This is a genomic window from Mobilicoccus massiliensis, assembly GCF_000826525.2.
In the GTDB taxonomy this organism is placed as follows: domain Bacteria; phylum Actinomycetota; class Actinomycetes; order Actinomycetales; family Dermatophilaceae; genus Mobilicoccus; species Mobilicoccus massiliensis.
Map to the genome: position 1 here is coordinate 1 of NZ_LN651327.1, position 24,690 is coordinate 24,690.

The following is a 24,690-nucleotide window of genomic DNA, read 5'->3' on the forward strand; positions in this document are numbered from 1 at the left end:
TGGATCGCCCCGGGAAGGGTGGAGGGCTTGATCTCCCCAGGAGGATGGAGTCATGCCTGCACCGAAGAGGTACCCCGACGAGTTGCGTGAACGAGCGATCCGGTTGGTTCGCGACCGGATCGCCGCCGAGCCCGGCTTGGCGGTCTCGCGTGCGTGCCGGTTGACCGGTGAGCAGCTCGGGATCAACGGCGACACGCTGCGGAACTGGGTCAAACGCGAACGGATCGACGACGGAGAGATCCCCGGCACAACGAGTACGGACGCGGCCCGGATCGCAGAGTTGGAGAAGGAGAACCGCGAACTGCGGCGCGCGAATACGATTCTGCGCCAGGCGAGTGCCTATTTCGCTCAGGCGGAGCTCGACCGCCGACCGTAGACGTCGATGCGTTCATTGCCGCGCACCGCGACGAGCATGGGGTCGAGCCGATCTGCGAGGTCCTGAAAGAGACTGGAATCGCGATCGCCCCAAGCTCCTATTATGCCCGCAAGAGTAGGCCTGTCTCGAAGCGGGCCACAAGTGATGCCGTCATCGACGAACGTCTGCAGGAGCTGCACGAGAAGAACTTCGGCGTGTACGGGGTCCGCAAGATGTGGAAGGCCTATCTGCGGGCCTGGCCCGGTGAGCCGGTCGCACGATGCACCATCGAACGTCGCATGCGAGCGTTGGGCCTGGCTGGCGTGCCGAACGCGCGCACCACCCGGACCACCAGACCCGCGCGGGCGAAGGCCTGCCCGGCCGACCGGCTCCAGCGGGACTTCACCGCGCCGGCGCCGGACCACCGGTGGGTAGCCGACATCACCTACGTCGCCACATGGGCCGGGTTCGTGTACGTGGCTTTCGTGATGGACCTGTATTCCCGCCGGATCACCGGGTGGCGGGTATCGAACTCATTAAGGACCGATCTGGCGCTGGACGCCCTGGAACACGCCTTGTGGGAACGTGGCCGACACCAGCGAGACCTGTCGTGCCTGGTGCACCACTCGGATCGCGGCTGCCAATACGTCTCTATTCGTTACACCGAGAGGCTCCTTGAGTCCGGAATCGAACCCTCGGTCGGATCGACCGGCGATTCCTACGACAATGCCGCTGCCGAGGCGTTGAACAAAATCTACAAGAAGGAACTCATCTGGAAACGTGGGCCGTGGAGCGGTCTGGATGCCGTCGAACTCGCCACCATGGAGTGGGTCGACTGGTACAACAACGACCGCCTTCACTCACACTGCGGCGACATCCCACCCATCGAGTACGAAGACCTGTTCTACGCTGAACACGCCAGCGCCCCGGCACCCGCCGGGGCGGCACAACCCGCTCTCCACTGAACCCGGGGCGATCCACCGTCCGACCCGGCGGCGTCCGATCAGGGCATGGATGCGATGGTCCTGGTCCACGCGTATGACGGTCGGCGAACCATCAACGGGCGCTCCGGTGACCAGGTCGTCTCAGCTCCCTCGGGGTCCCGGGTCCGGGTTCGCTTGGTCAACACCGACAGCGGACCCACGCAGGTGTGGGTGAGCGGTGCGGCATACCGGATCCTCGCCATCGACGGGGAGGATCTCTTCGGACCAAGCCAGGTCACCGGGCGCTCACTGACGCTGACCGCCGGCGCCCGCGCAGACCTCGAGGTCGTCGTCCCGCCCGGCGGTGCGCGGGTGCAACTACCCGGGATCTCGATCGCTGTCGCGCCAAGCGAGGTGGACGCGCCCTCAACGAGCGCTCCGCGTGACGAGGTCGACCTGCTCGGCTACGGCACCGCGGCCCCGCTCGGCTTCGATCCACGAAAGCCTGACCGGGTCTTCGACTACCGGATCGGGCGCCGTGTCGGTCTCCTGGACGGTCGGCCCGGCCTCTGGTGGACGATCAACGGGGGCATAGTCCCTGACGTCCCGATGTATGTGGTGCGCGAGGGTGATGTCGTCGTCTTCCGGATCACCAACGACAGCGGTGACGTCCACCCCATGCACCTGCACGGCCACCACGCGACGATCCTGTCGCGCAACGGAATCGGCTCGACCGGAAGCCCTTGGCGCGTCGACTCGTTGAACGTCCGTGACGGCGAGAGCTTCGAGGTCGCGTTCGTCGCGGACAACCCAGGAGTGTGGATGGACCACTGCCACAACCTGCCTCACGCCCGTGAGGGGTTGATGACCCATCTGATGTACGAGGGCGTGACGACGCCTTTCCTCCTCGGGACGGACAGCGGGAACGAACCCGAATGAGCCCAGTGGTGACAAGGAGAACGTCCGTCGATTCTGAGAGTTAGCCGGCGCTCTGCAGCTGGGGCGTGTCTGCTGGGCACCTTATGGTCCCCAATCGCGCATGCACGCGGGGTGGCCTCGCCGGTCGCCCTGATGGTCGGGCGAGGGGGAAGCCGTCGACGCGGAAGATGGGGTGACGGCGGCGACGGCCTGGAATGTCGATAACGGGTCCCGACGATCCACCGCCACGTGCGGCCGCGCGCCGGCAGCGACCTCGAGGTACCGCTTGAGAATCGCCGGCCGTTCCTCGACCGCGGCGCTAGCGGATGCGGGGACCTCTTCTCGGGCGTATATGTGGCTTATCAACCGACGGCCCGCGGGGCTTCGGCGCCTCTTGAAGTGGGCGACTCCCTACGCGCCGCGCATCACAACTTCAACGCAGTTCCCGGAACCGCTCCGAACTGCCGGTGTTCGACCTCCGCCATCCCGAGACGGTCGCCGAGCAGGCGACCGACCGGACCTGCCGTCCCCGAACGGTTGACCCGCGACCGGCATGAGGGGCGAGATGAGCAGTCCGTCGCCGACGCCCCGGGGCGGCGGACGCGGGGTGTTTCGGGGCCGAAGTCCGCGACCGGAACCTGCAACAACTCGACGGATCGACAGAAGGAGCGAGACATGACGACCCTGAACGTTCGCGTGTGGTCCGACATCGTGTGCCCGTGGGCAACGCTGGCATTGGACACGCTGCACGCCGTCGCAGAGCAGAACGACTGCAGCCTCGACATCGAGCACCGCAGCTTCCCGCTGGAACTGTTCAACGAGGAGGGGACCTCGAAGCCGTTGCTCGATGTGGAGATGGCCGGGATCGCCGGTCTGCGGACCCGACTCGGCTGGCAGCCGTGGGCCTCTCCTGACTCGACCTTCCCGGTGACCTCCCTGCCCGCCTTGGCGGCCGTCCGCGCCACCGCGGCGCGCAGCGGCAACCGCGCCGCGGACGAACTCGACACTGCCCTCCGCCGCGCCTTCTTTGCGGAATCGCGGTGTATCAGCCTCACCTCGGTGATCCTCGACGTGGCCGCGGGCCTCGAGCACGTCGACGAGAAAGCCTTGGCCGAGGACATCGCGGCGGGCCGCGGGATGCAGGAGGTCTCGACGACTGGAAGCAGGCTCCCGAGCTCGATGTCGCCGGCAGCCCCCAGCTCGAAGCCTCCGGCTCGACCCTGGCCAACCCCGGCGTCCAGGCCGAATGGAGCAACGACGATGACACCGGCTTCCTCCGCCTGCAGGCCTACGACGACTCCTGGGCCCACGAGCTCGTGAGGAACGCCGTCGCCTGAGTCGCATCGCTGCACCGCCCGATCTGCGGTGGGCGTCGGCCGGTGTGCGCACGTGTGGGGCGCGGATCCGGCCGACCATGCACCGCGCCGGGGTTGTGATGACGCCGGGCAGGAGCGGCCGACCCGCGGCGGTGGTCCGCGCGGACCAGCACGACCCATTGACGATGTCGACGAAGAGAAGGGGAACGAGATGAAGATCGCGGTCGTCGGAGCGACCGGGACCCTCGGGTCCGCCGTGGTGGCCCGCGCGGAGCAGGGCCACGAGGTGGCCCGGATCGCGCGGTCGCTCGGGGTGGACGTGCTCACGGGTGAGGGCCTGACGGAGGCCCTGTCCGGGTGCGAGGTGGTGATCGACTGCGGCAAGCCGCCCACGCTGGAGGAGGGAGAGGCCACCGACTGGTACGAGCAGGCGGCCCGCACCCTCGGTGAGGCCGCGACCGCGGCCGGGATTGCGCGCACGGTGGCGGTGTCCATCGTCGGCATCGACCGCACGCAGGACTTCCCGTTCTATCGAACGCAGCTCGCCCACGAGGCAGCGGTGCGGCGGTGGTGCCCCGGGCCGGTGATCGTCCGGTCGACCCAGTTCCACGACTTCGTCGGAGTGATGCTCACGGAGGACGAGGACGGCCTGTCGATCCTCGACGCGCCGTCGCAGCCCGTCGACACGGTCGTCGTCGCCGAGGTGGTGCTCGACGCGGCGACAGCGGCCGAGCCACCGGCGATGAGCCAGATCGCGGGACCGCGGGAGGAACGGACCCTCGATCAGGCCCGCCGCCTCCTCGCCGCCCGCGGAGACCGGCGCGAGGTGCGGGGGGTGCCCGCCAGCCCGAGCATGATGGCCCGCGGGATGCTTCCCGACGCGGACGTCCCGCGCCGCGGCCCCACCTACGACGAATGGCTCGCGACCCACGAGGAGAACCGGCACCGGTGACGCTGCGACGGACGCGACCCACCGAGACCTGCATTTCCAACCGCCGGGGTCAAGACCGCGGGGGCGTTGTACGAGATTGATCCTTCGGGTGGGCGTGTCGATCAGGCCGTACGGGTCTGAATGTCGGTGGTCATCTTCTCGGTGATGATCGTGTGTCGAGGGCTGGCGCGCGAGGGAGGATGTCGAGTCCGAGATGGCGCACAGCAGCTGCGTCTCGCGGCAGACTTTCGAACTCCTCCAGCCGACCGGGCGGGGCCGGCGACGGCGGAGGGAAGGGTCAATTCTCTGGAGGCGTCGCCTCGTTCGGTCGATAGGAGGCGAGGTGGCCCTGAGCAGGCATGGGCCGGCGACTGCTGAGCTGCATGAAAGAGGACCACATGACCGACGTCGAGAACTCGCGGGCCGAGCGCCCGTCCCGCCTGGCCCGGATGGGCACCGTCGCCAAGATCACCGGTGTCGTCGGACTCGTCGCGCTGACGACGCTCGGGGTCGGAGCGGCCGGCGTCGCGGGCGCGAACTCGATCTCCGCGCTCAACGACCAGATGGCGAGCCGCGACGTCGACGGCATCAGGCAGGCCGAGAGCATGCGATTCGACTTCATCAGCATCCGCTACCTCGGGGCGAGCGCCGCACTGCAGACGGACCCGGCGAAGAAGACACCCTTCTACGAGGAGCGCACCGCACTGATGAGTCAGCTCATCCAGACCGCGGACGCGTTCAAGCAGCGCGACGACCTGACGGATGCCGAACGTGCGGTCGCGACGACCGCGGCCGAGAACATCAAGCAGTACGACGCGAGCGTCAAGGAGATCGACGCCCTCTTCGCTGCGGGTAAGGCGGCCGAGGCCAACGAGAAGCGGGCCAAGACCCTCGGCCCGGTCTCCGAGCAGACGACGCAGGACCTGGCCAAGATCTCCGAGCTCAAGACGCAGACGGCCCAGCAGGCCGTCAAGGACGCGCACGGCACGACGCGGACGGTCATCATCTCGATCATCGTGATCGGCATCATCGGCCTCATCATCGCGTTGCTCGCCGCCCGCGCCGTCGGCTCGGGCATCACCAAGGGTCTGCGCCGCATCGAGGAAGCGGCGTCCGCAGCCTCCCGCGGCGACCTCACCCAGCGCACCGGCGTCACATCGGGCGACGAGACCGGCCGCGCCGCCCAGGCACTCGACGCCTCCCTCGAACAGCTCGGCGGCCTCATCCGAGTCGTGTCCTCGACGAGCGACAGAGTCGCCGACGCGGTGGATCAGCTCCACACCTCCGCGAAGTCGGTCGCGGCCGGCTCGCAGCGGGCGACCGACCAGGCGTCCTCGATCTCGTCCGCAGCCACCGACGTCTCGACCAACGTGCAGACGGTCGCGGCCGGCACGGAGGAGATGACCGCTTCGATCCGGGAGATCGCGAAGTCCGCCAATGACGCCGCCGGAGTCGCCGCTCAGGCGGTGACGGTTGCGGACCGCACGAACGCGACCGTCGCCAAGCTCGGCGAATCGAGCGTCGAGATCGGCAACGTCATCAAGACGATCACGTCGATCGCGGAGCAGACGAACCTGCTCGCCCTCAACGCGACGATCGAGGCCGCGCGGGCGGGAGAGGCCGGCAAGGGCTTCGCCGTCGTCGCCAACGAGGTCAAGGACCTCGCCCAGGAGACCGGCAAGGCCACCGAGGACATCGGCCATCGCGTCGAGGCGATCCAGGTCGACACCGAGGCCGCTGTCGCCGCCATCAGCGAGATCGCGACGATCATCGCGCAGATCAACGACACCCAGGCCACCATCGCCTCCGCCGTGGAGGAGCAGACGGCCACGACCAATGAGATGGGCCGCAACGTCACCGACGCGGCGACGGGTAGCTCGCGGATCTCGACGAGCATCGACGGCATCGCGACGACGGTTCGCGAGTCCAACGACACGGTGTCGACGATGAACGTGTCGTTCGACGAACTCGGCACGATGAGCGACGAATTGCGCCGCAGCGTACGGGCCTTCATCGTCTGAGGCTCACTCGCGCACGTCGGACGGGCGTCGCCGGTCACCGGAGGGGAACAGCTTCCGTGGCCGGCGGCGCCCGTTCAGCCATCGCGCACGGTCACCTGCCGCTGCGAGATGCGGCGACATCATTGCGTCACGTCGCCTCCGCCTTCCGAATCCGACCTCGGGCCGGCCAGAAGCGCCCGTCGTTCAGCGCCGTGAGAATGACATCCATGGCCCGTCCCGTTCTGCGCACGAAGCGCATCGAACTCCGCCCCATGCGTCCGAAGCATCTGCCGCTGCTGCACGAGCTCGACTCCGACCCTGCGGTGATGCGCCACCTCCTCGGGCGCGCGCGAACTCCGCAGGAGATCGACGACTTCTGGGGGCCGCGCTGCGCCGAGACCCGCGCCGACACGGCCGGCCTCGGTTGGTGGGTGGGATTCGAGGGGGACGAGTTCCTCGGCTGGTGGGATCTGGGGCGCTCGGACAGCGATCCCGACAGCGACCCGCGCGTCGATGAGACCGAGATCGGGTGGCGCGTCGTGCGCCGCAGGTGGCGCCAAGGGCTGGCCTCCGAGGGGGCTCGCGCCCTCCTCGCCCACGGCTTCGACACCGTCGGGCTGAGGCGCATCTGGGCCGAGACGCTCGCGGTGAACGCCGGGTCCCGCGGAGTGATGCGTGCCATCGGCATGCGTCACGTGCGTACCGAACATCGACAGAGGCACGAGCCGTTGCCCGGTGCCGAAGAGGGCGACGTGATCTACGAGATCACCCGTGCGCAGTGGCGGTCCCGCCATACCGGCTGAGCGTGGACCCCGGCAGAGCGGACTGCATCGGGAGGCTGCGGATGCCGCCTGGGCCCGCGGTCGCGACCCGGTGGTGCGCGGACCGGCGGAGTCGTTGGCTCTCGCCCTGACCGGCCGCGCCGCCGCGCTGACTCGACTCGAAGGGATCGGAGCCGAGGCGCTCCGTACGCGCCTCGCCCCCTGAGGTCCCTCGTTCGGCGTGGCCCGGAGCGTTCACGACCATTCGTTGGCGATCGTCTGCCTGCGCGACTCACTCCCTGCGGGCATCGCCGCTGTCAGCGGGGCAGATGTCGGCCGAGCGCGCCGACCGCTCCGACGACGACGCGCCCCGCCCGATCCGAGAGCGCGATCCGTCGCGCGAGCGCCGAAGCCGCCCTCATGCGCTGGCCCGGCCGCAGGCGGCTGCGCTCGTAGCGGCGCAGGCCGTCCCGTCCGTGCTCGTTGAGCGCCAGACCGAGGGTGATCGCGTCGACCATCGCCTCGCACGCGCCGCGCCCGAGATTGGGCGACATGGCGTGCGCGGCATCACCGACGAGGACGTAGCGATCGCGCACGAGACGCCGCGGATGGCGCGACTCGAGGATGGTGTTGACCACGGTTCGCATCGGGTCGGCGCCGCCCAGGGTCGCTCGGACCGGCTCGGGGAAGTCGGCGAACGCCTCCCGGGCCCAGGAGAGCGACGCCTCCGGGCTCTCCTCTCGGCGACGAGCAGACGCGTACCAGTTCGTGCCGATCCCCTCGGGCAGCCGGTTGGGTCCGACGCCGAACAGCGCTCCGTCGCCCCAGAACTCGCATATCCGGTCCTGCGGACCGTCGGGCGCCGTCGGCAGGACGCCTCGGACGGCGACGACGCCCGTGTCGCGGGGCTCGTCGCCCCAGATCCGGCGGCGCACGACGCTGCGCACCCCGTCGGCAGCGACGACGAGGTCACCGTCGAGAGCCGTCGGGTCGTCGACCTCGCGGCGCTCGCGAACGACGCCGACGGGCACGGCCTCGTCGAGGACCCGCAACAGCGACGGCCGAGGGAGCAGCCACAGACCGGGGCTCCGGCTCGTCATCGTGACCGGGCGGTGGGTGCTGCCCGCACTGATCACGCCCGAGGTGAGCGGCAGTCCGGCGCGACGTACCTCGCCGTCGAGGCCGATCCGCTCCAGCGCGGCGAGGGCGAACGGCCAGATGCCGAACGCCGTCGGCACTCGGCCGAAGCCCGGGTTCCGCTCGATGAGCGTCACGTCGAAGTCCGCGGGATCGAGGGTCGCCGCGAGCGCGAGCCCGGCGACCCCGCCGCCGACGATGGTGATGGTGGGCATGGCCGGAGCCTACGACTACATCTGTAGTTCCACAACACCTGTAGTGTGTGAGGGTGACTCCTCGTCCCCGGCTCGTCGCCGACGCCGCCGTGACCGTGCTTGCACGGGACGGGCTGCGAGGGTTGACCCACCGTGCGGTCGACGCCGAGGCCGGGCTTCCGGCGGGCAGCACGTCCAACTGCTTTCGCAGTCGCGCGGCGCTGCTCGAGGCGATCGTCGGCCGACTCGAGGAGTTGGACCTCGCCGTCCTCGCCGAGGAGCCACCGACGGACGACGTCTCCGTCCCCGAGCTGGTCGACCACGCCGCGCGCTATGTCGCCCGGATGACGTCGGCCGGGCACGTGCGGGCGACCCGAGCGCGCCTCGCTCTCCTGCTCGACGAGACGGCCGCCCCGGCCCTGGAGGCCGGACACCGCCGGTTCCTCGCCCTCATCGAGGAGCAGCTCGCGGCCGCCGGCCATCCCGATCCCGCGCCGGCCTCCCGCGCGGTCGTCGATCTGCTCGAGGGTGCTCTCGTGCACGCCGTGACGGTCCCGTCGCGCCGGGTCGACGTCGCCGAACTCGCGAGGGCCCTCGAGCGCCTGCTGCGCTGAGGCCGCCCGGTCGGAAGATCGAGACCGGATGCCGCGGGATCGCCCGGCGAGTAGCGTCGGGGCACGCCGCGGGCGTCTACCCCTCGCGGCCCGGCCCCGGCGGAGGAACACTGATGCGCATCGCCCTGATCGCCACCGGCGGAAGCCTGACCTGCCTGCCTACTCGCGCGACGGCGCCGCCTTCTGGCGGGGCAGCACGGTGCCGTCGCGCAGCGTCAGATCGTAGGTGAGCTCGTCGGAGGCGGACCCGCCCGGCCACTGCGCGTGGAAGACGCCGTCGGTCACGGTGGCCGGGATGCTCCGGTCACCGGCGTGGACGACGACGCCGACCACCTCGGTGCCGACGTGTCCGGCGACGGTGCTCACGGCCGCGCCGTCCTCGCCCGCGCCGCCGCCCTGTTCGATCCCGCCGACCTGGCGCGGGCCGGGCGGACGGATCCCGTCGGCGTTCGGTGCGTTGGCGATGACCCGTCCGTCTTGCAGGGTCACGTCGTAGCTGATGATCGGCTGCGAGGTCAGCGGTCCGGTGGCCGCGGCGGGCCACCAGGCGAGCAGATGGCCGTTCGACACCGTGGCCTGCACGGTTCGACCTTCGGCGTGCACGGTGACGGCGCGAACATCGGCACCGACCCGGCCCTCGGCGAACGAGTACGTGCCCTCGGGCCCGGACGCCTGACCCCCATCGGAGATGTCCAGCCCGCCCGGGGCCAGAGTCGTCGGAGCCGGGGAGGAGGCGGTGCGGACCCCGCCGGTCGAGCCCCGCACGCGTCCGGGGTCACCCGCGTCGAAGAAGCACTCCTGCGTGCTGCCGTCGGAGGTCACCATCGCGAGCAGGACGAAGTCACCGCGTCGCTCCGCGGCCACGGTCCGGGCGGTCGACGGGTCGGTCGTCGGACGTTCGCTCGCGGGACCGTCCTGCAGGCGCTGCAGACTCTCGGCGAGGCTGTCGCGGCAGGCGGCCTCGTCGGCCGCGAGCGCCGCCGGGTCGACGGCCTGTGGCTGCGCCGTCCAGGAGGCGTAGGCGGGCCGGTCGTCGCCGGGGCGGCCCGTGACGGCGAGTGCCACCGCGACGCCCGCCGCGGCGGTCGCGGGGATCGCCCAGCGCGCGACAGTCGCGCGCCGTGAGCGCACCCGCCGCCGGCGGGCGAACACCGCCGCGCGGCCGCGGTCGCGGTCGGGTCGCGCGTCCTCCGCCGAGGGTGTCGTGAGGATCGCCTCGAGGAGGGGATCGCCCAGCGCGCGACAGTCGCGCGCCGTGAGCGCACCCGCCGCCGGCGGGCGAACACCGCCGCGCGGCCGCGGTCGCGGTCGGGTCGCGCGTCCTCCGCCGAGGGTGTCGTGAGGATCGCCTCGAGGAGGTCGTCGCGTCGGCGGGCGTCGTCGTCCACGAGGTCGGGAGCGGGGTCGAGGGTGCGCAGGGCCGCGTCCAGGGCGCGGTCGTCGAGGATGTCGTTCACGGTCGAATCTCCTGGGTCTGGGGTGGGGCGTCGGTTGCGGCGCCCTCGAGGCGGAGCCGCAGCGCGCGACGCGCGCGAGAGAGTCGGAGTCGGACGGCGACGGGCGAGATGCCGAGCACTCGCCCGGCGCGGGTCGAGTCGAGATCCTCGAAGACGACCAGCGCGAGGACCTCCTGCTCGCGGGCGGACAGACCTGCCCAGGCGCGGGCCAGGTCGACGCGCGAGACGACGAGGTCCACGTCGTCGGTGGCACCGGTGCGCCCGGCGTCGGCGAGGCGCACGCCGAGGGTCTCTGTGCGCCGATGGGTTCGCCGCTGGTTGAGCAGGCAGTTGCGGGCGATGCCGAAGATCCACGCGCGGCCGTCGCCGAGATCGGCGGGCAGATCGTCGACGCGGCGCCACGCGATCGTCATCGCCTCGGCGACGACGTCCTCGGCGCCGCGATCGAGGCGACGCCGCACGTACCGCAGCAGGTCGTCGTAGGTCGCGAGATAGGCGGTGCGGAACCGCTCCTCGCGTTCGGTCGGGGTGATCATGTCCAGGACCTGTCCGGCAGCCAGGCCGGTGTGTCAGGCGCGGACGAGGACGGGCGGCTCGATGGACATGTGAGCGAGCGTGCCAGGTGCGTCGCGCCCCCGCCGGTGGTGCGCGCGAATTCGTACCCAACGCTGGCGTCGGACGGGCCGGTCGACCAGGGTGAAGGCATGGACTCGACCTGCTGGGCCTCGCCCTGGTACTCGGTGGACTGCGGGTGGGTGCTGATGAGGGTCGCGGTGACCTGCATCCCGCCACCGGCGTCCGTTTCGGGTGATGCCGCGCCGCGCAGGTCGGCCGCGGTCCACGCGATGCGCAGAACCCGGTCGTAACCCGCCCTTGCTGCCGTGGGCACGATGACGGCGTGGCGGTCGCGTGCCTCGCGCGTCCCAGCGGTGCTCTGCACGTAGAAGGTCTCTCCGGCCGTGGCCGGACCGCCGACACGACACAGGATCGGGCCGCCGCCGAAGAGGCCCCTGAGGATTCGCTCTCGCGTCGATGTCGCGATCTCAGCGCCCACCAAGGGAACCCTTTCAGTGTCATGACCAGGCCATGAACGCACCACGGTGCCGAGAAGACCTGGATCCGCCGCCGACGGTTCAGGACTCCGTCGGCGTGGACACCGCGTGTCGCGGGAGGCCGATCCACTCGAAGGTCGCGGAGACAGACGATCGTGCTTCCGACGGACGGACCGTCAATGTCGCATGACCTCCCTCGATCCGGATGATCCCGGATGAGGACCCTGATGTGATGACCCGGCCGCGTCGAGATAGTGGAGTGCATGACCGAACGCAACGACGACCAGGGTGATGCGCTCACCGTCGCCCGTGAGGCACTGCGGGTCGCGCAAGAGGCGGTGCGGCAGGCTGAGGAGGCGCTTCGCCTGGCCGGAGCCGGCTCATCCGACTCGTCTACCGCCGCTCCACCCGTACCGGAGACTCCCTGCGCCCGGGTGGTGGAGGAGCTCACGGTCAAGCGCATCAACGTCGTCGAAGACGACGGCCGGCTGCGCATGATCATCGGCAATTCCACGCACGGCAGCACCGCGCCCATGCGAGGAGAACTGCGTCGGCACCCGGGGCGGTATCCGTGTGCTGGATTGCTGTTCGTCAACGACGAGGGCACGGAGTGCGGCGGGCTCCAGTTCGCAGGACGCTCCGGAGAAGGCGACAGCGGGGCGTCACAGACGGGATACCTGTCCTTCGACGACTTCGAACAGAACGAGAGCTTCCGCCTGGGACTTTCACAACAAGGCGGCGTGTCCCAGCGGTTCATCGAGTTCGTCGACCAACCGAGCTGGTCCCTGGTCGACTTCGTCGACGACTACGAGGCCGCCGGTGACGACGAAGCCGCACGTGACCGAGTGAGCCGCCAGTACGTCGGAGATCCGCGGGCGGCGCGCCGCTCACGCCTCCTCCTCACCCGAGACGACGCCGGCGCCGCGCGGATCGTGCTGCGGGACGGTCAAGGGCGAGACCGACTCCGTCTGATTGCGCCGGCGGAAGGCGACCCTGTCGTGGAAGTGGTGGACGAGCACGGGCGCTGCCGCTCACTGGTCTGAACGCAACACTGATACGTCGACAGCGGCAGCCGGCCACGGCGCATGACCCCGTTGCCGCAAGGCAACGTCGGGAGAACCCGAGGAAACCCGTTCGGCGGCCGCGACGGTGTGCGGACTCGACGGTCCCAGGAACGGTCGCGTCAGACCGAGAAGGCGGCCGTCCGTTCCCGCAGCTCCGCACTGAGCCGGCGCATCTCGTCCATGGAGGACGACGCGCGTTCGGCCAGCGTCAGTGACTCCTGCGTTGCGCCCGAGATGTCGGTCAGACCGTGGGCGATGCGCGAACTCGATGAAGCGGCGTCGTTGACGTTGCGGCCCATCTCGTTGGTGGTCGCGGTCTGCTCCTCCACGGCGCTGGCGATCGTGGCCTGGGTGTCGTTGATCTGAGAGATGATGCCGGCGATCTCGCTGATGGCCGTCACGGCGGCTTCGGTGTCGACCTGGATGGCCTCGACCCGTCGGCCGATGTCCTCGGTCGCCTTGGAGGTCTCCTGCGCGAGGTCCTTGACCTCGTTGGCGACGACCGCGAAGCCCTTGCCCGCCTCACCAGCGCGTGCGGCCTCGATGGTGGCGTTGAGCGCGAGCAGGTTCGTCTGCTCGGCGATCGAGGTGATCGCCTTGATGACCTCGCCGATCTGCATCGAGCTCTCGCCGAGCTTGGCGACGGTGGCGTTCGTCTGGTCGGCCACGTTCACCGCGGACGCGGCCACGCCGGCGGCATCGTTGGCGCTCTTGGCGATCTCCCGGATGGAGGCGGTCATCTCCTCCGTGCCGGCCGCCACCGTCTGGACGTTGTTCGACACCTCGCTCGCCGACCCGGAGACGTCTCCGACCGCCCGGGATGTCTGCCGGGCACCGTCGAGGATCTGAGTGTTCGCCGCCTGGGCGGTGTCGGCCGCGGCATCGACCTGGTCCGCCGTCTGCCGGACCTGGGCGATGATCGATCCCAGTTCGCCCAGAGCAGCGTCGAGGGCCCGCGCCGCCGCGCCGGTCTCGTCGCCGGAGGCCACGCCGGTGCGACCGGTGAGGTCTCCTCGGGCGGCGTTCTCCGCCACCTGCTGGATGGCCTTCAGACCTCGGACCATGCCGCCCGCGATCCGCCGCCCCAGCAGAAGGGCCGCGACGATGCCGACGAGAGAGACGAGAACAATGAGCCACGTCGCGATGGCCGCGGCGGCAGCGGCCTGCGACTTCTCGCGTTCCGCCGTCTGCTTCTTCAGTTCGATGATCTTGTCGAGGCCCTCGGAGACCTTCGGGCCCGTCTTCGACGTCGTTCGAGCGTCGAGCGCGTTGCCCTCGGCGGTCTTGCCCTGATCGAAAAGTGCGATGACCGCCCCGACCTGCTCGAGGTAGGTCTTGACGTCGTTCGCGACCGTCGTCGCCGTCGCCTTCTCCTCGTCGGTGAGGTCGGGGCGCTGGGCAAAGGCCTCGGCGGCGGCGACCATCTCGGCTGCCGCGGCGTCCCGGGCCTTGACGGCCTCGGCCTTGGCGACCGGGTCCGCGGTCAGGGAGGCGTTCGCGAAACTCAGTCGCATGGCGAGGTTCTGCGCCTTCAGTGCGGACGCCTCGGCGATGCCGTCGACGTCCCGGGAGAACATCGCCTCGTTTGCGCCGGCCGTCCGCTGCACCGACGCCGCCCCCACGACGCCGGCGATGAAGGTCGTGACGGCCACGAGGGCGACGACGCCCAACACCTTGGCCATGGTGCTCAACGACCTGCCGCGTGAGCGCTGGGAGGACGTGGTGGGTGTTTCGCTCATTGTCGAGGCCTCTCACGGTGGCCCACGTTCTCGGCGTGGACTTCTCGGACCCCTGATCGGTTGATTCGCGCGGGCCGCGAGTATTACGGGCGAGATCGATACCCGACTGTCCGGCCGGTGATTCCCGGGGAGCGTGACGTTCCGACGCGCGGTCGTCCGTCAGGAGTCTTCGAAGATCGACGAGCCGACCTGTCACACCCGCTTGGTGTCGTAGGCCCACATCGCGACTTCCACCCGGTTGCGGGCCTCGAGTTTGGCCATCAACGAGGCGATATGGGTCTTGACCGTGCTGAGACCGATGAAGAGCTCGGTGGCGATCTCGGCGTTGGTGCGACCCCGGGCGACCAGCGCCAGCACCTGCTCCTCGCGATCGGTGAGCGGGTCGATCGGTTGGGTCGGTGCGGCCGGCGTCTGATCGGCGAAGGTGGCCAGGAGCCGACGCGTGACGTTGGGGGCGATCAGCGCGTCGCCGTCGGCCGCCGCGTGGATGGCCTGGACGAGCAGTTCGGGGCCGGCGTCCTTGAGCAGGAAGCCGCGGGCGCCGGCGCGAAGTGCACCGAGGACGTATTCATCGAGGTCGAAGGTGGTGATCACCACGACCGCCATGGGGTCGGCCACGTCCGGCCCCGCCAGGCGCCGCGTCACCTCGACGCCGTCGAGCCCGGGCATCCGGATGTCCACGAGGAGGACGTCGGGTCGCAGCCGGGTCGCCAGGTCGAGAGCGGCCAGTCCGTCCGCGGCCTGCCCGACCACCTCGAGGCCGGGTTGCGCACCAAGGATCATCACCAGTCCGGTCCGGACCAGATCCTGGTCATCGGCCACCACGACGCGGATGCTCATGCCGGACCTTCCGCCGGGAGGACCGCTTCGACCACCCAGCCGCCGTCGGGACCCGGCCCTGCGGACAGGGATCCGCCGAGGAGCTGGGCGCGTTCGACCATGCCCACCAGACCGAATCCGGGCTCCCCACCTGTTCCGGGCCCGGTTCGCCCGTCGTCGGTGACTCGTAGCCGGACCACGTCGCCCTCTCGGCGTACGTCGATCTCGATGCGGGAGGCGCCCTGCGCATGACGGATGGCGTTGGTCACGCCCTCCTGCGCGAGCCGATAGGTCGCGGCGTCCACCGGTCGACGTAGCCCGGTCACCGAACCTGTCAGTGACACCTCGATGACGGGCGTCTCGTCGGCGCGTGCCAGAACAAGAAGGTCCGTGATGCCCGGCTGCGGCGTGTACTCGATGACGTCCCCCTCACGCAGCACTCGCACCATGGACCTCATCTCCGCGAGGGTGCGCGATGCCTCGGACTCGATCTCGGCGAGGACTTCACCCGCCTTCTCGGGTTGCAGGCGCGCAATCACGCCGCCGGCCTGCGCCTGCACCGCGATGGCCGACACGTGATGGGCCACGGTGTCATGCAGTTCACGCGCCAGTGCCAGGCGTTCCTGATTGCGCGTCTCGAGCCGGCGGCGATCCCACAGGTCGGCGTGGTACCGGAACGCCGCGGCGACGGCGACGATCAGGAGGACGAAGGCGCTCCCCCCGAAGGTGTCGGCCCAGCCTGCGGAGGCGGCATACATGCCCAGCCCCACGACGGCAGTCACGAACGCCAGGCCCAGGATCGCCTCTCGCCCCGAGCCCCAACGCACCAGGGAGTAGAGCAGGATCAGGATGACCATCATCGAGGAGAGACCCAGGTCGTCTGCGTGCAGCGTCAACCGGAGAACGGACAGCAGACCCGCGACGGCCCAGCCGATCAGCACGGCCGTCAGCGGACGCCTGCGCCGCCAGAGCAGAACGGGCATGAGCGCCACCGTCAGCACGGTGACGAACGGTCGCCAGGCCACCTCCGGACGGGTGATGCCTTCGACCAGTGCCAACGCCCCGAAGCCACCGACGAGCAACCAGTCGATCGTCCCCGGTGAGGGAGCATCGGCTGGTCGGGGCTCGTGCCAGATGGAGCGCCGAACAGGGATCACGGATCCAGCGTAGAGACCGGCGCCGCTCGTCGTACCGGCCGAAAGTACGACCCGAGACCGGCCACAGGTGCGACTCGACGCGGGCCTCGATGCCGATCCGCCGGAGTGCGCCGGGCGGGAGAGTTCATGAGGCAGGGCGACGAGCCCGCATCGACACCGTTGAGAACGGAGAGACTCATGAACACCACGACCGGCTCCACGACGCCGACCACGGCAACGACAGCCCTTCACGACCCACCGGTGCCGGCCCGAGCGAAGCTCGCGGCCGCCTGGACCAGCTTCATGTTCCTCTACATCTACGTCGACCACTTCCAGCTGTACAAGCCCGGCGCGCTCGAGGACATCATGGCCGGCGTCGTCTTCGAGTTCGAGATCAGTCAGACGTTGATGACCGTCTTCCTCGCGCTGCTGACGCTCCCGAGCCTCATGATCGTGCTCTCGGCCGCGCTGCCGGCCCGAGCGAGCCGCATCCTCAACCTCGTCGTGGCATCGCTCTACGTGCCCTTCTCGATCTTCAACGCCGTCGGCGAGTCGTGGACCTACTTCTACGGCCTCTCCATCGGGATCGAGGTGCTCCTCCTCGCCTTCGTCCTGCGTACCGCCTGGACGTGGCCCCGCACGACCTCGCTGCGATGACGGGCTGTCTACCCTGACGTCGTGAGCCCGAGACCCCTGCTGCCCGATCGGCGTGCACGGCTTCTGGCCGCGGCGGAGCGACTGCTCCTGGCTCGTGGATTCGACGGCCTCAGCATGCAACGCCTGGCCGACGAGGTGGGGATCGCCAAAGGCGCGATCTACCGGGAGTTCGCGAGCAAGGACGCGTTGCTCGGCGAGGTGCTGTCGCAGGCCCACGCGCGGCTGCAACGGCGGGTGACCGAATCACTCGGAGACGGGCTCGTGTCGCTGAGCGAGGCGTATCGCGCCTGGGCCACGACGCTGCTCGACGAACCGCTGCTGTGCGCGGCGTACACCGACGATGTCGGCGTTCTCGGTGCCCACGTGGACCGGATCGCCGACGGTCGGTATCGCGACCGGCATGACGCCCTCGAGCAGTGGATCCGCGCCTTGCAGGGCGAACAGCGGCTTTCCGAGGACGTCGATGCCGCCGGCCTGGCCCTGGCGCTCTCCGCCGCGACCCTCGGCCTGTTGACCGCTGCGAAGGTGCTGGGTCCGCTGGATCGCGACGAGATCGCCGGAGCGCTGGAGGCCCTGGCGGTTCTGACGCGCGCACTCGAGACTCCCTAGGGCTTGCCGCGTAGTGACCGAGCGGAGAGAATTGGTCACAACAACGTCGAGCCTGGAGGTCTGATGGGACCGCAGCCACTGCCCGGGGTCGAGGCGACCCCGGGCGTCGAACACCGGGTCATCCGTGTCGACGGCAATCCCGTGTCCGTCTACTCGGCGGGCGCGCCGTCGCACCCCTCGGTCGTCCTCCTGCATGGGGCGATGTACGACGAGGCACGCTTCGTCTGGGACCAGGTGTTCTTCGAGCTCGCCGGCTCTTATCGCGTCCACGCCATCGACGCCCCTCGGCACGGACGGTCGAGGCCCTGGCCGGGGCACCTCGGAAACGACCGACTGCTGGGCATCCTCGAGCAGACCTTCCTCGCGCTCGGCCTGGAGCGCTTCAACCTCGTCGGGCTGTTGATGGGCGGCGGCCTGAGCATCGGGTACGCGGCCCGTCACCCGGAACAGGTCATCAGCGCTGCCCTGTTCGAGCCGGGCGGGCTCGGCGACAAGCTCGACCGCCACGTCCTCACCTGGCTGTGGATCCGCACCCCCGGAACCCGCCGACTCCTCAACCGATGGCTCGTGCGCAAGAGGCGGCCGGCGCTCATGAAGACCCTCCGCAGCCTGTACGTGGGCGGCTCCCGACCGACCGCACCGGACCGGCTCGTCGGGATCCTCAAAGACGAGGTCGACGGCAAAGCCCGCTTCCACGAGAGCGACCTCGACGACTGGCAGACCGACGCCGTCGGTCCGTTGCGGCTCACGTGGAACCTGCTCGACCAGATCCCGGCCCTTGCCTGCCCCACGCTGTGGCTGCGCGGCGCCGACAGCGTCATGGTCAAACAGCACGAGATGGAACGCGCCGTTTCCCTGGCCGGCGTCGATGCGAACCTCGTCGTCATTCCGGGCGCCGGGCACCTGCTTCCCCTGGAGCGACCCCACGAGGTGAGGCAGGCACTTCTGGCCTTCTTGGACTCACACAACTCCCTGTGATTTCGGGTCGGGGTGCTGGCGACCTCCGCGACCGTCCGACCTGCGCGACGCTCCGCACCGATCGCGGGTCGGGTGCAACTGTGTTGGACTCCCTGCAACGGCTGATGACGTCGCAACGGACTCCGGTCGCCGGGATCCGTCGAACGGCAGGAGCGAGGCATGAGCGACATCGAACTCACGAACAACGAGGCCGAGAAGTGATACGAGGCGCACCTCGAAGGCGAGCTGGCCGGCTTCGCCGAGTACCAGCTCACCGACGAACTCATCGTGTTCACCCACACCGAGGTAGACCCGAAGTTCGAGGGCAAGGGTGTCGGAGGCGCGCTCGCACGGTTCGCCCTCGACGACGTCCGCGACCAGGCCACCCGCAAGGTGTTGCCCATCTGCCCGTTCATCAAGGCCTGGATCGACCGGCACGCCGAGTACATCCCCCTCGTCTACGGAGCACGGCCCTCGACCGCGAAGGACTGAATCCCGCGCATCCGGGTCTCCGTGGCGGCCCGAGCAGGTAGGTCAGAATTCGACGCTGCCCGGTCGTCATCACGTCGACGGCGTCCACCGTCGGCATCGAGTTACTGTGCATCACATGCACACTGAAGGCGCCGACCGAGGTCTGAGGAGCCTGTGGGGGGTCGAATCCCCGGGGGCGCGGGGGCCCAAGAGGCGATGGAGCGTCCTCGACGTCCAGGCCGCGGCCGTGGATCTTGCCGACGAGCACGGGATCAGTGGCGTCACCCTGGCCAGCGTCGCCAAACGTCTCGACATGACGACGACCGCGATGTATCGCTACATCGACTCCAAGGACGTCCTCGAGAGGTTCATGACGGACGGGGCCCTCGGTGATCCGCCGCCGCTGCGTCGCCGCGGCTGGGAAGGGAAGTGCCGAGAGTGGTGCGGCAACATGTACGCGCGGTATGAGGCCCATCCGTGGCTCGCCGATCTGCGCCCCGCCGGCATGCCCTTGACGCCCAACGCCCTCGCCTGGATCGACGCCCTCGTGGCAGCCGTGGACGGTGTTCCGGGAGTCGACGGGATGCGCCTCGCGCTCGTCCTCGAGGCGCTCGTGCGGAGTTACGCCGCGATCCCCAGCGGCACGAACGACGCCGCGCCCGTTGGCAACTGGTTGGCAGCCCTACTCGAAGAGCGATTCCCGTGGCTCGAAGGCCGGGACTTCTCGGATCCCGCACGCGAGTTTCACCACGCGGTGGACCTGGTGCTGCTCGGTCTGACGGCGGCGCAAGACCGATGCGCGGACGGGGCTGTCGACCGGGACTCAGAGTCTTCGTCGGTCGAGTAGCGATCGGGTCCGGCCTGCCGTGCTGATCCTGCTGGCGCCTTGAGCGCCTGCTGAAGCCTTTACTGTGAATGTCAGTCACTGTTAGTCTCACAACCATGAACGACGTTCACGGTTATCGTCGCGCCTTGATCGTGGGCGCGGGTGTGGCGGGCCTGACCAGCGCATTGGTGCTGCGTCGGCAAGGCTGGAGTGTCGACGTCGTCGAGCAGGCCGAAGGGCTGCGCGACGGCGGTTACAAGGTGGACATCCGAGGAAGTGCCGTCGACGTGATCGACCGGCTGGGTCTGCTGGAGCCCGTCCGGGCCGCTGATTGTGGGGTGCGGGCCGGATCGGTCGTGGGCGCGGATGGCCGTGTGGTCGCCGCCATGAAGGGCGACACGCTCGGCGGCCGTGGCCGCGAGGATGTCGAGATCGAGCGGGGAGATCTCGTCCGCATCCTGGCCGACGCAGCGGGAGAGGCCAACTTCGGTCGACGTGTGGAATCGCTGTCGCAGAAGACGGATCGCGTGAAGGTCACATTCGCGGACGGCTCCGAGGGGCGCTATGACGTGGTGGTGGGAGCCGACGGGCTGCATTCTCGAATCCGGGGCCTGGCCGGAATCGACGGTGGTGTCTCGCCCCTGGCTTCGATGGGGTACGCCATCGCCGTCACCCAGATGCCCGACGCCATGGGGTTGGATCGGGAGGAGACGACTTTCGTTCGGCCCGGCGCCACCGTCATGACGTTTCGCACCGCCGTTCGGGAGGATGCCCGCGCCATGGTGCTCTTCTCGTTCGACGGGGAACTTCCCGAAGTGCATGAGCGGCGGGTCGCGCTGCTGCGCCGCGTCTTGCCGGACCCGGTGTGGCAGTTGCCACGAGTTCTCCAGGCCTTCGAGGATGCCCCGGGCTTCTACATGGACACCCTGACCCAGGTGAATCTGCCGGCATGGCACGAGGGGCGTGTGGTGCTGGTCGGCGACTCCGCGGGCTGCGCCTCCCCTGCCTCGGGGCAGGGCACGACCTTGGCGCTCCTCGGCGCCTACGTGACGATGACGCTCCTCGGCCGCCGACCCGATGACCCGGCGGCCGCGTTCACCGAAGCTCATGCGATGTTGACTCCGCTGGTCGAGACGAATCAGTCGCTCGGGAGAAGCAACATCACGCGGATGGTGCTGCCTCACCGCCGTGCCGTCGCAGCGACATTGTTCGCCCTCCGTGTGCTGCGGCTCCTCCGCATGGAGGATGCGGTGCTCGGCGTGGTCGCCAAGCGGCTGGACAAGGCGTCCCGGCTCTCGTTGCCCGCCGACGCCGCGTAGACGCCCGAGTCGGACACCGCGAGCGTCTGTCCGAACGCCGAACAGCGGCGAATCCGGCGGCTCCCTCTTGTGCGGAGGCGGTCCGCTCCGTACCTTACGTGGATCGCATTGAGAAACACGTGTGCGATATTCGAATCGTGGGCTGACGAGGGCGGCGGCGTACGAAACACCTGCGCGAGCGGCATCGCGCGCACGACCGCCCGCGAACAGCGAGGACAACGATGTCACGCAGCCAGATCCCCGACGACCGACCGGACGTCTACCACGACGAGAGCGGCGCGCCCCTCACGAGTCCCGAGGAGTACCGCCGCGTCGCCTACGCCACCATGGTCGGCACGACGATCGAGTGGTACGACTTCTTCATCTACGCCCAGATCGCCGCTCTGCTCTTCGGCAAACTCTTCTTCAGCGGCCTCGGCGAGCTCGGGCAGCTCACCTCACTGGCGACGATCGGCGTCAGCTTCTTCTTTCGCCCCCTCGGTGCCATCGTCATGGGCCACGTCGGCGACCGGTTCGGGCGACGGGCCGTGCTCGTCCTCACCCTCGGCCTCATGGGGGTCGCGACGACGCTCGTCGGCCTGTTGCCGACCGCGGCGTCGATCGGCGTCGCGGCCCCGATCCTGCTCATCATCCTGCGCTGCCTCCAGGGCCTCTCGGCCGGAGGCGAGTGGGGCGGTGCGGCGATGCTCGCCGTCGAGCACGCCCCGCGCGGAAAGCGTGGCCTCTTCGGCGCGTACCCGCAGGTGGGCGTGCCGTTGGGCATGATGCTCGCCACGATCATGATGGGCACCGTCAACGGCCTGCTCGGCAAGGAGGCCTTCGACGCCTGGGGCTGGCGGATCCCGTTCGTCTTCTCGATCGTCCTCGTGTTCATCGGCCAGTACGTGCGCTCCCGCGTCTCCGAATCGCCGGTCTTCGCCGAACTCGAGGAGGCCGCGGAACGCTCCAAGGCACCGCTCGGTGAGCTGTTGAGCCGCCACCCCAAGGAGGTGTTCACCGCCGCGGCGAGCTTTCTCGGCAACAACGCACTCGGCTACATGATCGTCGGCGGTTTCGTGCTCGCCTACGCGACGAAGGTGCACGGCCTGTCCCGCGACCACATGCTGAGGTGGGTCTTCGCTGCGGCGGTCGTGTGGCTCGTCTTCACGATCATCGGCGCGATCTGGAGCGATCGGATCGGACGCACGAAGGTCTACAAGATCGGTTACGTCCTCATGGCCGTGCTCATGCTTCCCCAGTTCTGGCTCATCGCAGGCGGGACCGAGCTCGGCACGGGCATCGGACTGCTGCTCATGGGCGTGCCCTCGGGGCTCACGTACGGGCCGCAGTCGGCGATGTTCGCCGAGATGTTCCCCGCGAAGATCCGCCTCTCGGGCGTCTCGCTCGCGTACGCCATCGGCGCCGTCTTCGGCGGGGCGTTCGCGCCCATGATCGCCCAGTACCTCACGACGACGTTCGGCACGGTCGTCGCCGTGGCGCCCTACCTGCTCGTGATGTCGCTCATCAGCCTGGGCTCGATCTTCCTCATCACGGACCGGACGAACGAGCCGCTGCACACGATGTCCGGTCACTGACCGATGGGCCCGGCCGGCGGAGGTCGTCACTCCGCCGGCCCGGCCCCGGTCACCCGGTTCGGGTCGTCAGCGCAGCTTGTCGTGGATGTCCTTCGCCGTCCGCACGAGCGTGGCTGCCAGTGCCTCGGTGTCGCGTTCGCCGACGAAGGTGACCGCGACGGCGGCGTCGAGCCGGTAGCCGCGCAGCGGAGCCGCGATCGAGCTCACGCCCTCGAGCACCTGCCCGGTCGAGAACGCCCAGCCTCGCTCGCGGGTCTCGACCACGTCCGAGTCGTCGTCGGCGGCCGGGAGCTGCAAGGCCCGCAGGGCGTGACCGGGAGCGCCGAGACGGACGTCGTGCCGCACGCCGATGCGCTGGGTGAACATGAAACCCGGGGCGGTCGGCTCGACGACGAGCATCACCACGGCCTCCCCGCCCTCGCGGACGACGACGAAGGCCGCGAGGTCGGTCGCGTCGGCGAGGCGCTGCAGGGGCGCGGTGGCGATCTGGGCGAGATCCCGCGTCAGGCCGCGGGACAGCTCGGCGAGCGCCAGGCCGGGGTGGTAGGCGTCGTGCTCGTCCCGCACCACGAGCCGGTGATCCTCGAGCGTGCGAAGCAACCGGTACACGATGGAACGATGCAGGCCGGAGGCGTCCGCGATGCGCGCGACGGTCATCGGGCGGCCGGCCTCGACGAGCAGTTCGAGGATCGTGAGGCCCCGATCGAGCGTCTGGGAACGGGCGGGTTTGGCCGGCATGGATCTCCTCGACGCCGTGGACGGGGGCCTTGTGCGGCTCCGCCGTCGCCAATAGAGTGAGCGCCCGAATCGAATATCGCACGCAGTGTTCGATAATAGAATCGCCCACCACCGTGGTCAACTCGACGCGGGAAACGGAGTGAACCCCATGGCCAAGCCCTTCGCCTCCTCGGCCGACCTCGGCGAGAAGAAGCGCACCCTCGAGCTGCTCGCGGACGGGGTGTACGCGCTGACCGCCGAGGGCGACCCCAACATCGGCGCCATCGAGGGGGAGGACTTCGTCGTCTGCTTCGAGGCGCTCGCGACCCCCGTCGCCGCGCAGGAGTGGATCGACCTGCTCCGCGAGCACACCGACAAGCCGATCACCCACCTCGTGCTCTCGCACTACCACGCGGTGCGCGTGCTGGGTGCCGCCGCGTACGGCGCCGAGCACGTCATCGCCCACGAGACGACGAAGAAGCTCATCGACGAGCGCGGCCAGGAGGACTGGGACAGCGAGTTCGGCCGCATGCCGCGCCTGTTCAAGGAGCCGGAGTCCATCCCAGGCCTGACGCACCCCACCGAGACGTTCTCGGGCCGTCACGTCATCGACCTCGGTGGCGACCGCGGGAACCTCGTGCTGGAGTACTGCGGCCGCGGCCACACCGCGGGCGACATCGTCGCCTGGGTCGAGAAGCCGAAGGTGCTCTTCGCGGGAGACCTCGTCGAGGCCGAGGCCGCGCTCTACACCGGCGACGCGTTCCACTGGGACTGGTCGGGAGCGACGCTCGACCGCCTCAAGGACTACGGCGCCGAGTTCCTCATCGGCGGCCGCGGCGGCGTCACGCGGGGGCGCGAGGCCGTCGACGGCGCCATCGAGCAGACCCGCGAGTTCATCAGGGTCATGATCCGCGAGGTCGAGGCCGTCCACGCGCGTGGCGGCACCCTCAAGGAGGCCTTCGACGCGACCCACACGGCGCTGGCTCCCCAGTTCGGTCACTGGCCGATCTTCGAGCACTGCCTGCCGTTCGACGTGCAGCGCGTCTGGGACGAGCTCGACGGCGTCGACTGGCCGCGCGTGTGGACGGCCGAGCGCGACCGCGAGGTCTGGGACCAGCTCCAGAACTGATCGATCCCGACTCCC

At 69.5% G+C, this 24,690-nt stretch carries 22 protein-coding genes, 1 pseudogene and 1 other annotated feature; of the genes and pseudogenes, 16 read left to right on the forward strand and 7 right to left on the reverse strand.

All coding sequences use genetic code 11. The features are described 5' to 3' along the window. The first annotated feature begins 52 nt into the window (after positions 1 to 52). The 6 genes from BN1197_RS04475 to BN1197_RS04500 all read left to right on the forward strand — a co-directional run bounded on the left by BN1197_RS04475 (position 53) and on the right by BN1197_RS04500 (position 7,246). Positions 53 to 1,320 (forward strand): IS3 family transposase gene (locus BN1197_RS04475; protein WP_095999816.1). Its coding sequence is split into 2 segments (ribosomal slippage): positions 53 to 350 and positions 350 to 1,320, totalling 1,269 coding nucleotides; the frame shifts between segments, so codons are not numbered across the junction. Continuing rightward, positions 337 to 468 (forward strand) — a sequence feature (AL1L pseudoknot). It overlaps the preceding gene by 132 nt. A gap of 189 nt (positions 1,321 to 1,509) precedes the next feature. After that, on the forward strand, positions 1,510 to 2,217 hold the full coding sequence (locus BN1197_RS04480; protein ID WP_245851825.1) for a multicopper oxidase domain-containing protein: 708 nt from the start codon (positions 1,510 to 1,512) through the stop codon (positions 2,215 to 2,217). Positions 2,218 to 2,871: 654 nt separating this feature from the next. Then, entirely contained in the window at positions 2,872 to 3,516 is a 645-nt protein-coding gene (locus BN1197_RS04485) for a DsbA family oxidoreductase (RefSeq protein WP_052466008.1), read from the forward strand. Between the two features lie 207 nt (positions 3,517 to 3,723). After that, entirely contained in the window at positions 3,724 to 4,464 is a 741-nt protein-coding gene (locus tag BN1197_RS04490) for an SDR family oxidoreductase (protein WP_040156756.1), read from the forward strand. 377 nt (positions 4,465 to 4,841) lie between these two features. Continuing rightward, on the forward strand, positions 4,842 to 6,464 hold the full coding sequence (locus BN1197_RS04495) for a methyl-accepting chemotaxis protein (protein ID WP_052466009.1): 1,623 nt from the start codon (positions 4,842 to 4,844) through the stop codon (positions 6,462 to 6,464). Positions 6,465 to 6,670: 206 nt separating this feature from the next. Then, a complete protein-coding gene (locus tag BN1197_RS04500; RefSeq protein WP_040156757.1) occupies positions 6,671 to 7,246 on the forward strand; it encodes a GNAT family N-acetyltransferase in 576 nt (191 codons plus the stop codon). A 275-nt stretch (positions 7,247 to 7,521) separates the two neighbouring features. Here BN1197_RS04500 and BN1197_RS04510 read toward each other — a convergent pair whose 3' ends face one another. Beyond that, positions 7,522 to 8,556, reverse strand: a complete 1,035-nt coding sequence (locus BN1197_RS04510) for an FAD-dependent monooxygenase (protein WP_052466010.1) — start codon at positions 8,554 to 8,556, stop codon at positions 7,522 to 7,524. Between the two features lie 53 nt (positions 8,557 to 8,609). Here BN1197_RS04510 and BN1197_RS04515 point away from each other — a divergent pair, with 53 nt between their 5' ends. Beyond that, the gene (locus BN1197_RS04515; RefSeq protein ID WP_040156761.1) at positions 8,610 to 9,149 is read left to right on the forward strand and encodes a TetR/AcrR family transcriptional regulator; all 540 of its coding nucleotides are present in this window, start codon (positions 8,610 to 8,612) and stop codon (positions 9,147 to 9,149) included. 159 nt (positions 9,150 to 9,308) lie between these two features. Here BN1197_RS04515 and BN1197_RS04520 read toward each other — a convergent pair whose 3' ends face one another. Both BN1197_RS04520 and BN1197_RS04525 read right to left on the reverse strand, forming a co-directional pair. Further along, on the reverse strand, positions 9,309 to 10,214 hold the full coding sequence (locus BN1197_RS04520) for a hypothetical protein (protein ID WP_141397214.1): 906 nt from the start codon (positions 10,212 to 10,214) through the stop codon (positions 9,309 to 9,311). Positions 10,215 to 10,602: 388 nt separating this feature from the next. Then, the gene (locus tag BN1197_RS04525; protein ID WP_040156764.1) at positions 10,603 to 11,142 is read right to left on the reverse strand and encodes an RNA polymerase sigma factor; all 540 of its coding nucleotides are present in this window, start codon (positions 11,140 to 11,142) and stop codon (positions 10,603 to 10,605) included. 779 nt (positions 11,143 to 11,921) lie between these two features. Between BN1197_RS04525 and BN1197_RS04535 the strand changes: the two genes are divergently transcribed. Beyond that, entirely contained in the window at positions 11,922 to 12,701 is a 780-nt protein-coding gene (locus BN1197_RS04535; protein ID WP_052466012.1) for a hypothetical protein, read from the forward strand. Between the two features lie 140 nt (positions 12,702 to 12,841). On the opposite strand, the gene BN1197_RS04540 is transcribed toward BN1197_RS04535, so the two are convergent. The 3 genes from BN1197_RS04540 to BN1197_RS04550 all read right to left on the reverse strand — a co-directional run bounded on the left by BN1197_RS04540 (position 12,842) and on the right by BN1197_RS04550 (position 16,362). Next, positions 12,842 to 14,461 (reverse strand): methyl-accepting chemotaxis protein, encoded by a 1,620-nt coding sequence (locus tag BN1197_RS04540; RefSeq protein WP_040156768.1) that lies wholly within the window; start codon positions 14,459 to 14,461, stop codon positions 12,842 to 12,844. A gap of 192 nt (positions 14,462 to 14,653) precedes the next feature. After that, a complete protein-coding gene (locus tag BN1197_RS04545) occupies positions 14,654 to 15,301 on the reverse strand; it encodes a response regulator (protein ID WP_040156770.1) in 648 nt (215 codons plus the stop codon). After that, on the reverse strand, positions 15,298 to 16,362 hold the full coding sequence (locus BN1197_RS04550; RefSeq protein WP_245851826.1) for a sensor histidine kinase: 1,065 nt from the start codon (positions 16,360 to 16,362) through the stop codon (positions 15,298 to 15,300). Before BN1197_RS04550 ends, BN1197_RS04545 begins: the two co-directional genes overlap by 4 nt. Positions 16,363 to 16,614: 252 nt before the next feature. On the opposite strand from BN1197_RS04550, the gene BN1197_RS04555 reads away from it, so the two are divergent. From BN1197_RS04555 to BN1197_RS04585, 7 genes and pseudogenes are all read left to right on the forward strand, one after another. Further along, positions 16,615 to 17,073 carry a DUF6326 family protein gene (locus BN1197_RS04555; RefSeq protein ID WP_040156774.1) on the forward strand — a complete coding sequence of 153 codons (459 nt, stop codon included), beginning with the start codon at positions 16,615 to 16,617 and terminating at the stop codon, positions 17,071 to 17,073. Between the two features lie 21 nt (positions 17,074 to 17,094). Next, on the forward strand, positions 17,095 to 17,682 hold the full coding sequence (locus tag BN1197_RS04560) for a TetR/AcrR family transcriptional regulator (protein WP_040156777.1): 588 nt from the start codon (positions 17,095 to 17,097) through the stop codon (positions 17,680 to 17,682). A gap of 63 nt (positions 17,683 to 17,745) precedes the next feature. Beyond that, a complete protein-coding gene (locus BN1197_RS04565; protein ID WP_052466014.1) occupies positions 17,746 to 18,660 on the forward strand; it encodes an alpha/beta fold hydrolase in 915 nt (304 codons plus the stop codon). 213 nt (positions 18,661 to 18,873) lie between these two features. Continuing rightward, positions 18,874 to 19,131, forward strand: a pseudogene (locus tag BN1197_RS04570) (GNAT family N-acetyltransferase); the annotation flags it as partial. Between the two features lie 115 nt (positions 19,132 to 19,246). Continuing rightward, positions 19,247 to 19,957 carry a TetR/AcrR family transcriptional regulator gene (locus BN1197_RS04575; protein WP_082043633.1) on the forward strand — a complete coding sequence of 237 codons (711 nt, stop codon included), beginning with the start codon at positions 19,247 to 19,249 and terminating at the stop codon, positions 19,955 to 19,957. A 95-nt stretch (positions 19,958 to 20,052) separates the two neighbouring features. Beyond that, positions 20,053 to 21,255, forward strand: coding sequence for an FAD-dependent monooxygenase (locus BN1197_RS04580; protein WP_040156779.1), 1,203 nt, complete (start codon positions 20,053 to 20,055; stop codon positions 21,253 to 21,255). A gap of 221 nt (positions 21,256 to 21,476) precedes the next feature. Beyond that, positions 21,477 to 22,829: an MFS transporter gene (locus BN1197_RS04585; protein WP_082043635.1), complete on the forward strand. Its 1,353-nt coding sequence runs from the start codon at positions 21,477 to 21,479 to the stop codon at positions 22,827 to 22,829. Between the two features lie 66 nt (positions 22,830 to 22,895). Here BN1197_RS04585 and BN1197_RS04590 read toward each other — a convergent pair whose 3' ends face one another. Then, entirely contained in the window at positions 22,896 to 23,567 is a 672-nt protein-coding gene (locus tag BN1197_RS04590; RefSeq protein WP_040156780.1) for an IclR family transcriptional regulator, read from the reverse strand. A 148-nt stretch (positions 23,568 to 23,715) separates the two neighbouring features. Here BN1197_RS04590 and BN1197_RS04595 point away from each other — a divergent pair, with 148 nt between their 5' ends. Next, the gene (locus tag BN1197_RS04595; RefSeq protein ID WP_040156782.1) at positions 23,716 to 24,675 is read left to right on the forward strand and encodes an MBL fold metallo-hydrolase; all 960 of its coding nucleotides are present in this window, start codon (positions 23,716 to 23,718) and stop codon (positions 24,673 to 24,675) included. Positions 24,676 to 24,690: the final 15 nt, after the last annotated feature.

Bases quoted from the DNA above. Each gene is read 5' to 3' on its own strand.
- BN1197_RS04485 (WP_052466008.1), top strand. From the start codon at position 2,872: ATGACGACCCTGAACGTTCGCGTGTGGTCCGACATCGTGTGCCCGTGG.
- BN1197_RS04490 (WP_040156756.1), top strand. From the start codon at position 3,724: ATGAAGATCGCGGTCGTCGGAGCGACCGGGACCCTCGGGTCCGCCGTG.
- BN1197_RS04495 (WP_052466009.1), top strand. From the start codon at position 4,842: ATGACCGACGTCGAGAACTCGCGGGCCGAGCGCCCGTCCCGCCTGGCC.
- BN1197_RS04500 (WP_040156757.1), top strand. From the start codon at position 6,671: ATGGCCCGTCCCGTTCTGCGCACGAAGCGCATCGAACTCCGCCCCATG.
- BN1197_RS04510 (WP_052466010.1), bottom strand. From the start codon at position 8,556: ATGCCCACCATCACCATCGTCGGCGGCGGGGTCGCCGGGCTCGCGCTC.
- BN1197_RS04525 (WP_040156764.1), bottom strand. From the start codon at position 11,142: ATGATCACCCCGACCGAACGCGAGGAGCGGTTCCGCACCGCCTATCTC.
- BN1197_RS04535 (WP_052466012.1), top strand. From the start codon at position 11,922: ATGACCGAACGCAACGACGACCAGGGTGATGCGCTCACCGTCGCCCGT.
- BN1197_RS04540 (WP_040156768.1), bottom strand. From the start codon at position 14,461: ATGAGCGAAACACCCACCACGTCCTCCCAGCGCTCACGCGGCAGGTCG.
- BN1197_RS04545 (WP_040156770.1), bottom strand. From the start codon at position 15,301: ATGAGCATCCGCGTCGTGGTGGCCGATGACCAGGATCTGGTCCGGACC.
- BN1197_RS04555 (WP_040156774.1), top strand. From the start codon at position 16,615: ATGAACACCACGACCGGCTCCACGACGCCGACCACGGCAACGACAGCC.
- BN1197_RS04565 (WP_052466014.1), top strand. From the start codon at position 17,746: ATGGGACCGCAGCCACTGCCCGGGGTCGAGGCGACCCCGGGCGTCGAA.
- BN1197_RS04575 (WP_082043633.1), top strand. From the start codon at position 19,247: ATGCACACTGAAGGCGCCGACCGAGGTCTGAGGAGCCTGTGGGGGGTC.
- BN1197_RS04580 (WP_040156779.1), top strand. From the start codon at position 20,053: ATGAACGACGTTCACGGTTATCGTCGCGCCTTGATCGTGGGCGCGGGT.
- BN1197_RS04585 (WP_082043635.1), top strand. From the start codon at position 21,477: ATGTCACGCAGCCAGATCCCCGACGACCGACCGGACGTCTACCACGAC.
- BN1197_RS04590 (WP_040156780.1), bottom strand. From the start codon at position 23,567: ATGCCGGCCAAACCCGCCCGTTCCCAGACGCTCGATCGGGGCCTCACG.
- BN1197_RS04595 (WP_040156782.1), top strand. From the start codon at position 23,716: ATGGCCAAGCCCTTCGCCTCCTCGGCCGACCTCGGCGAGAAGAAGCGC.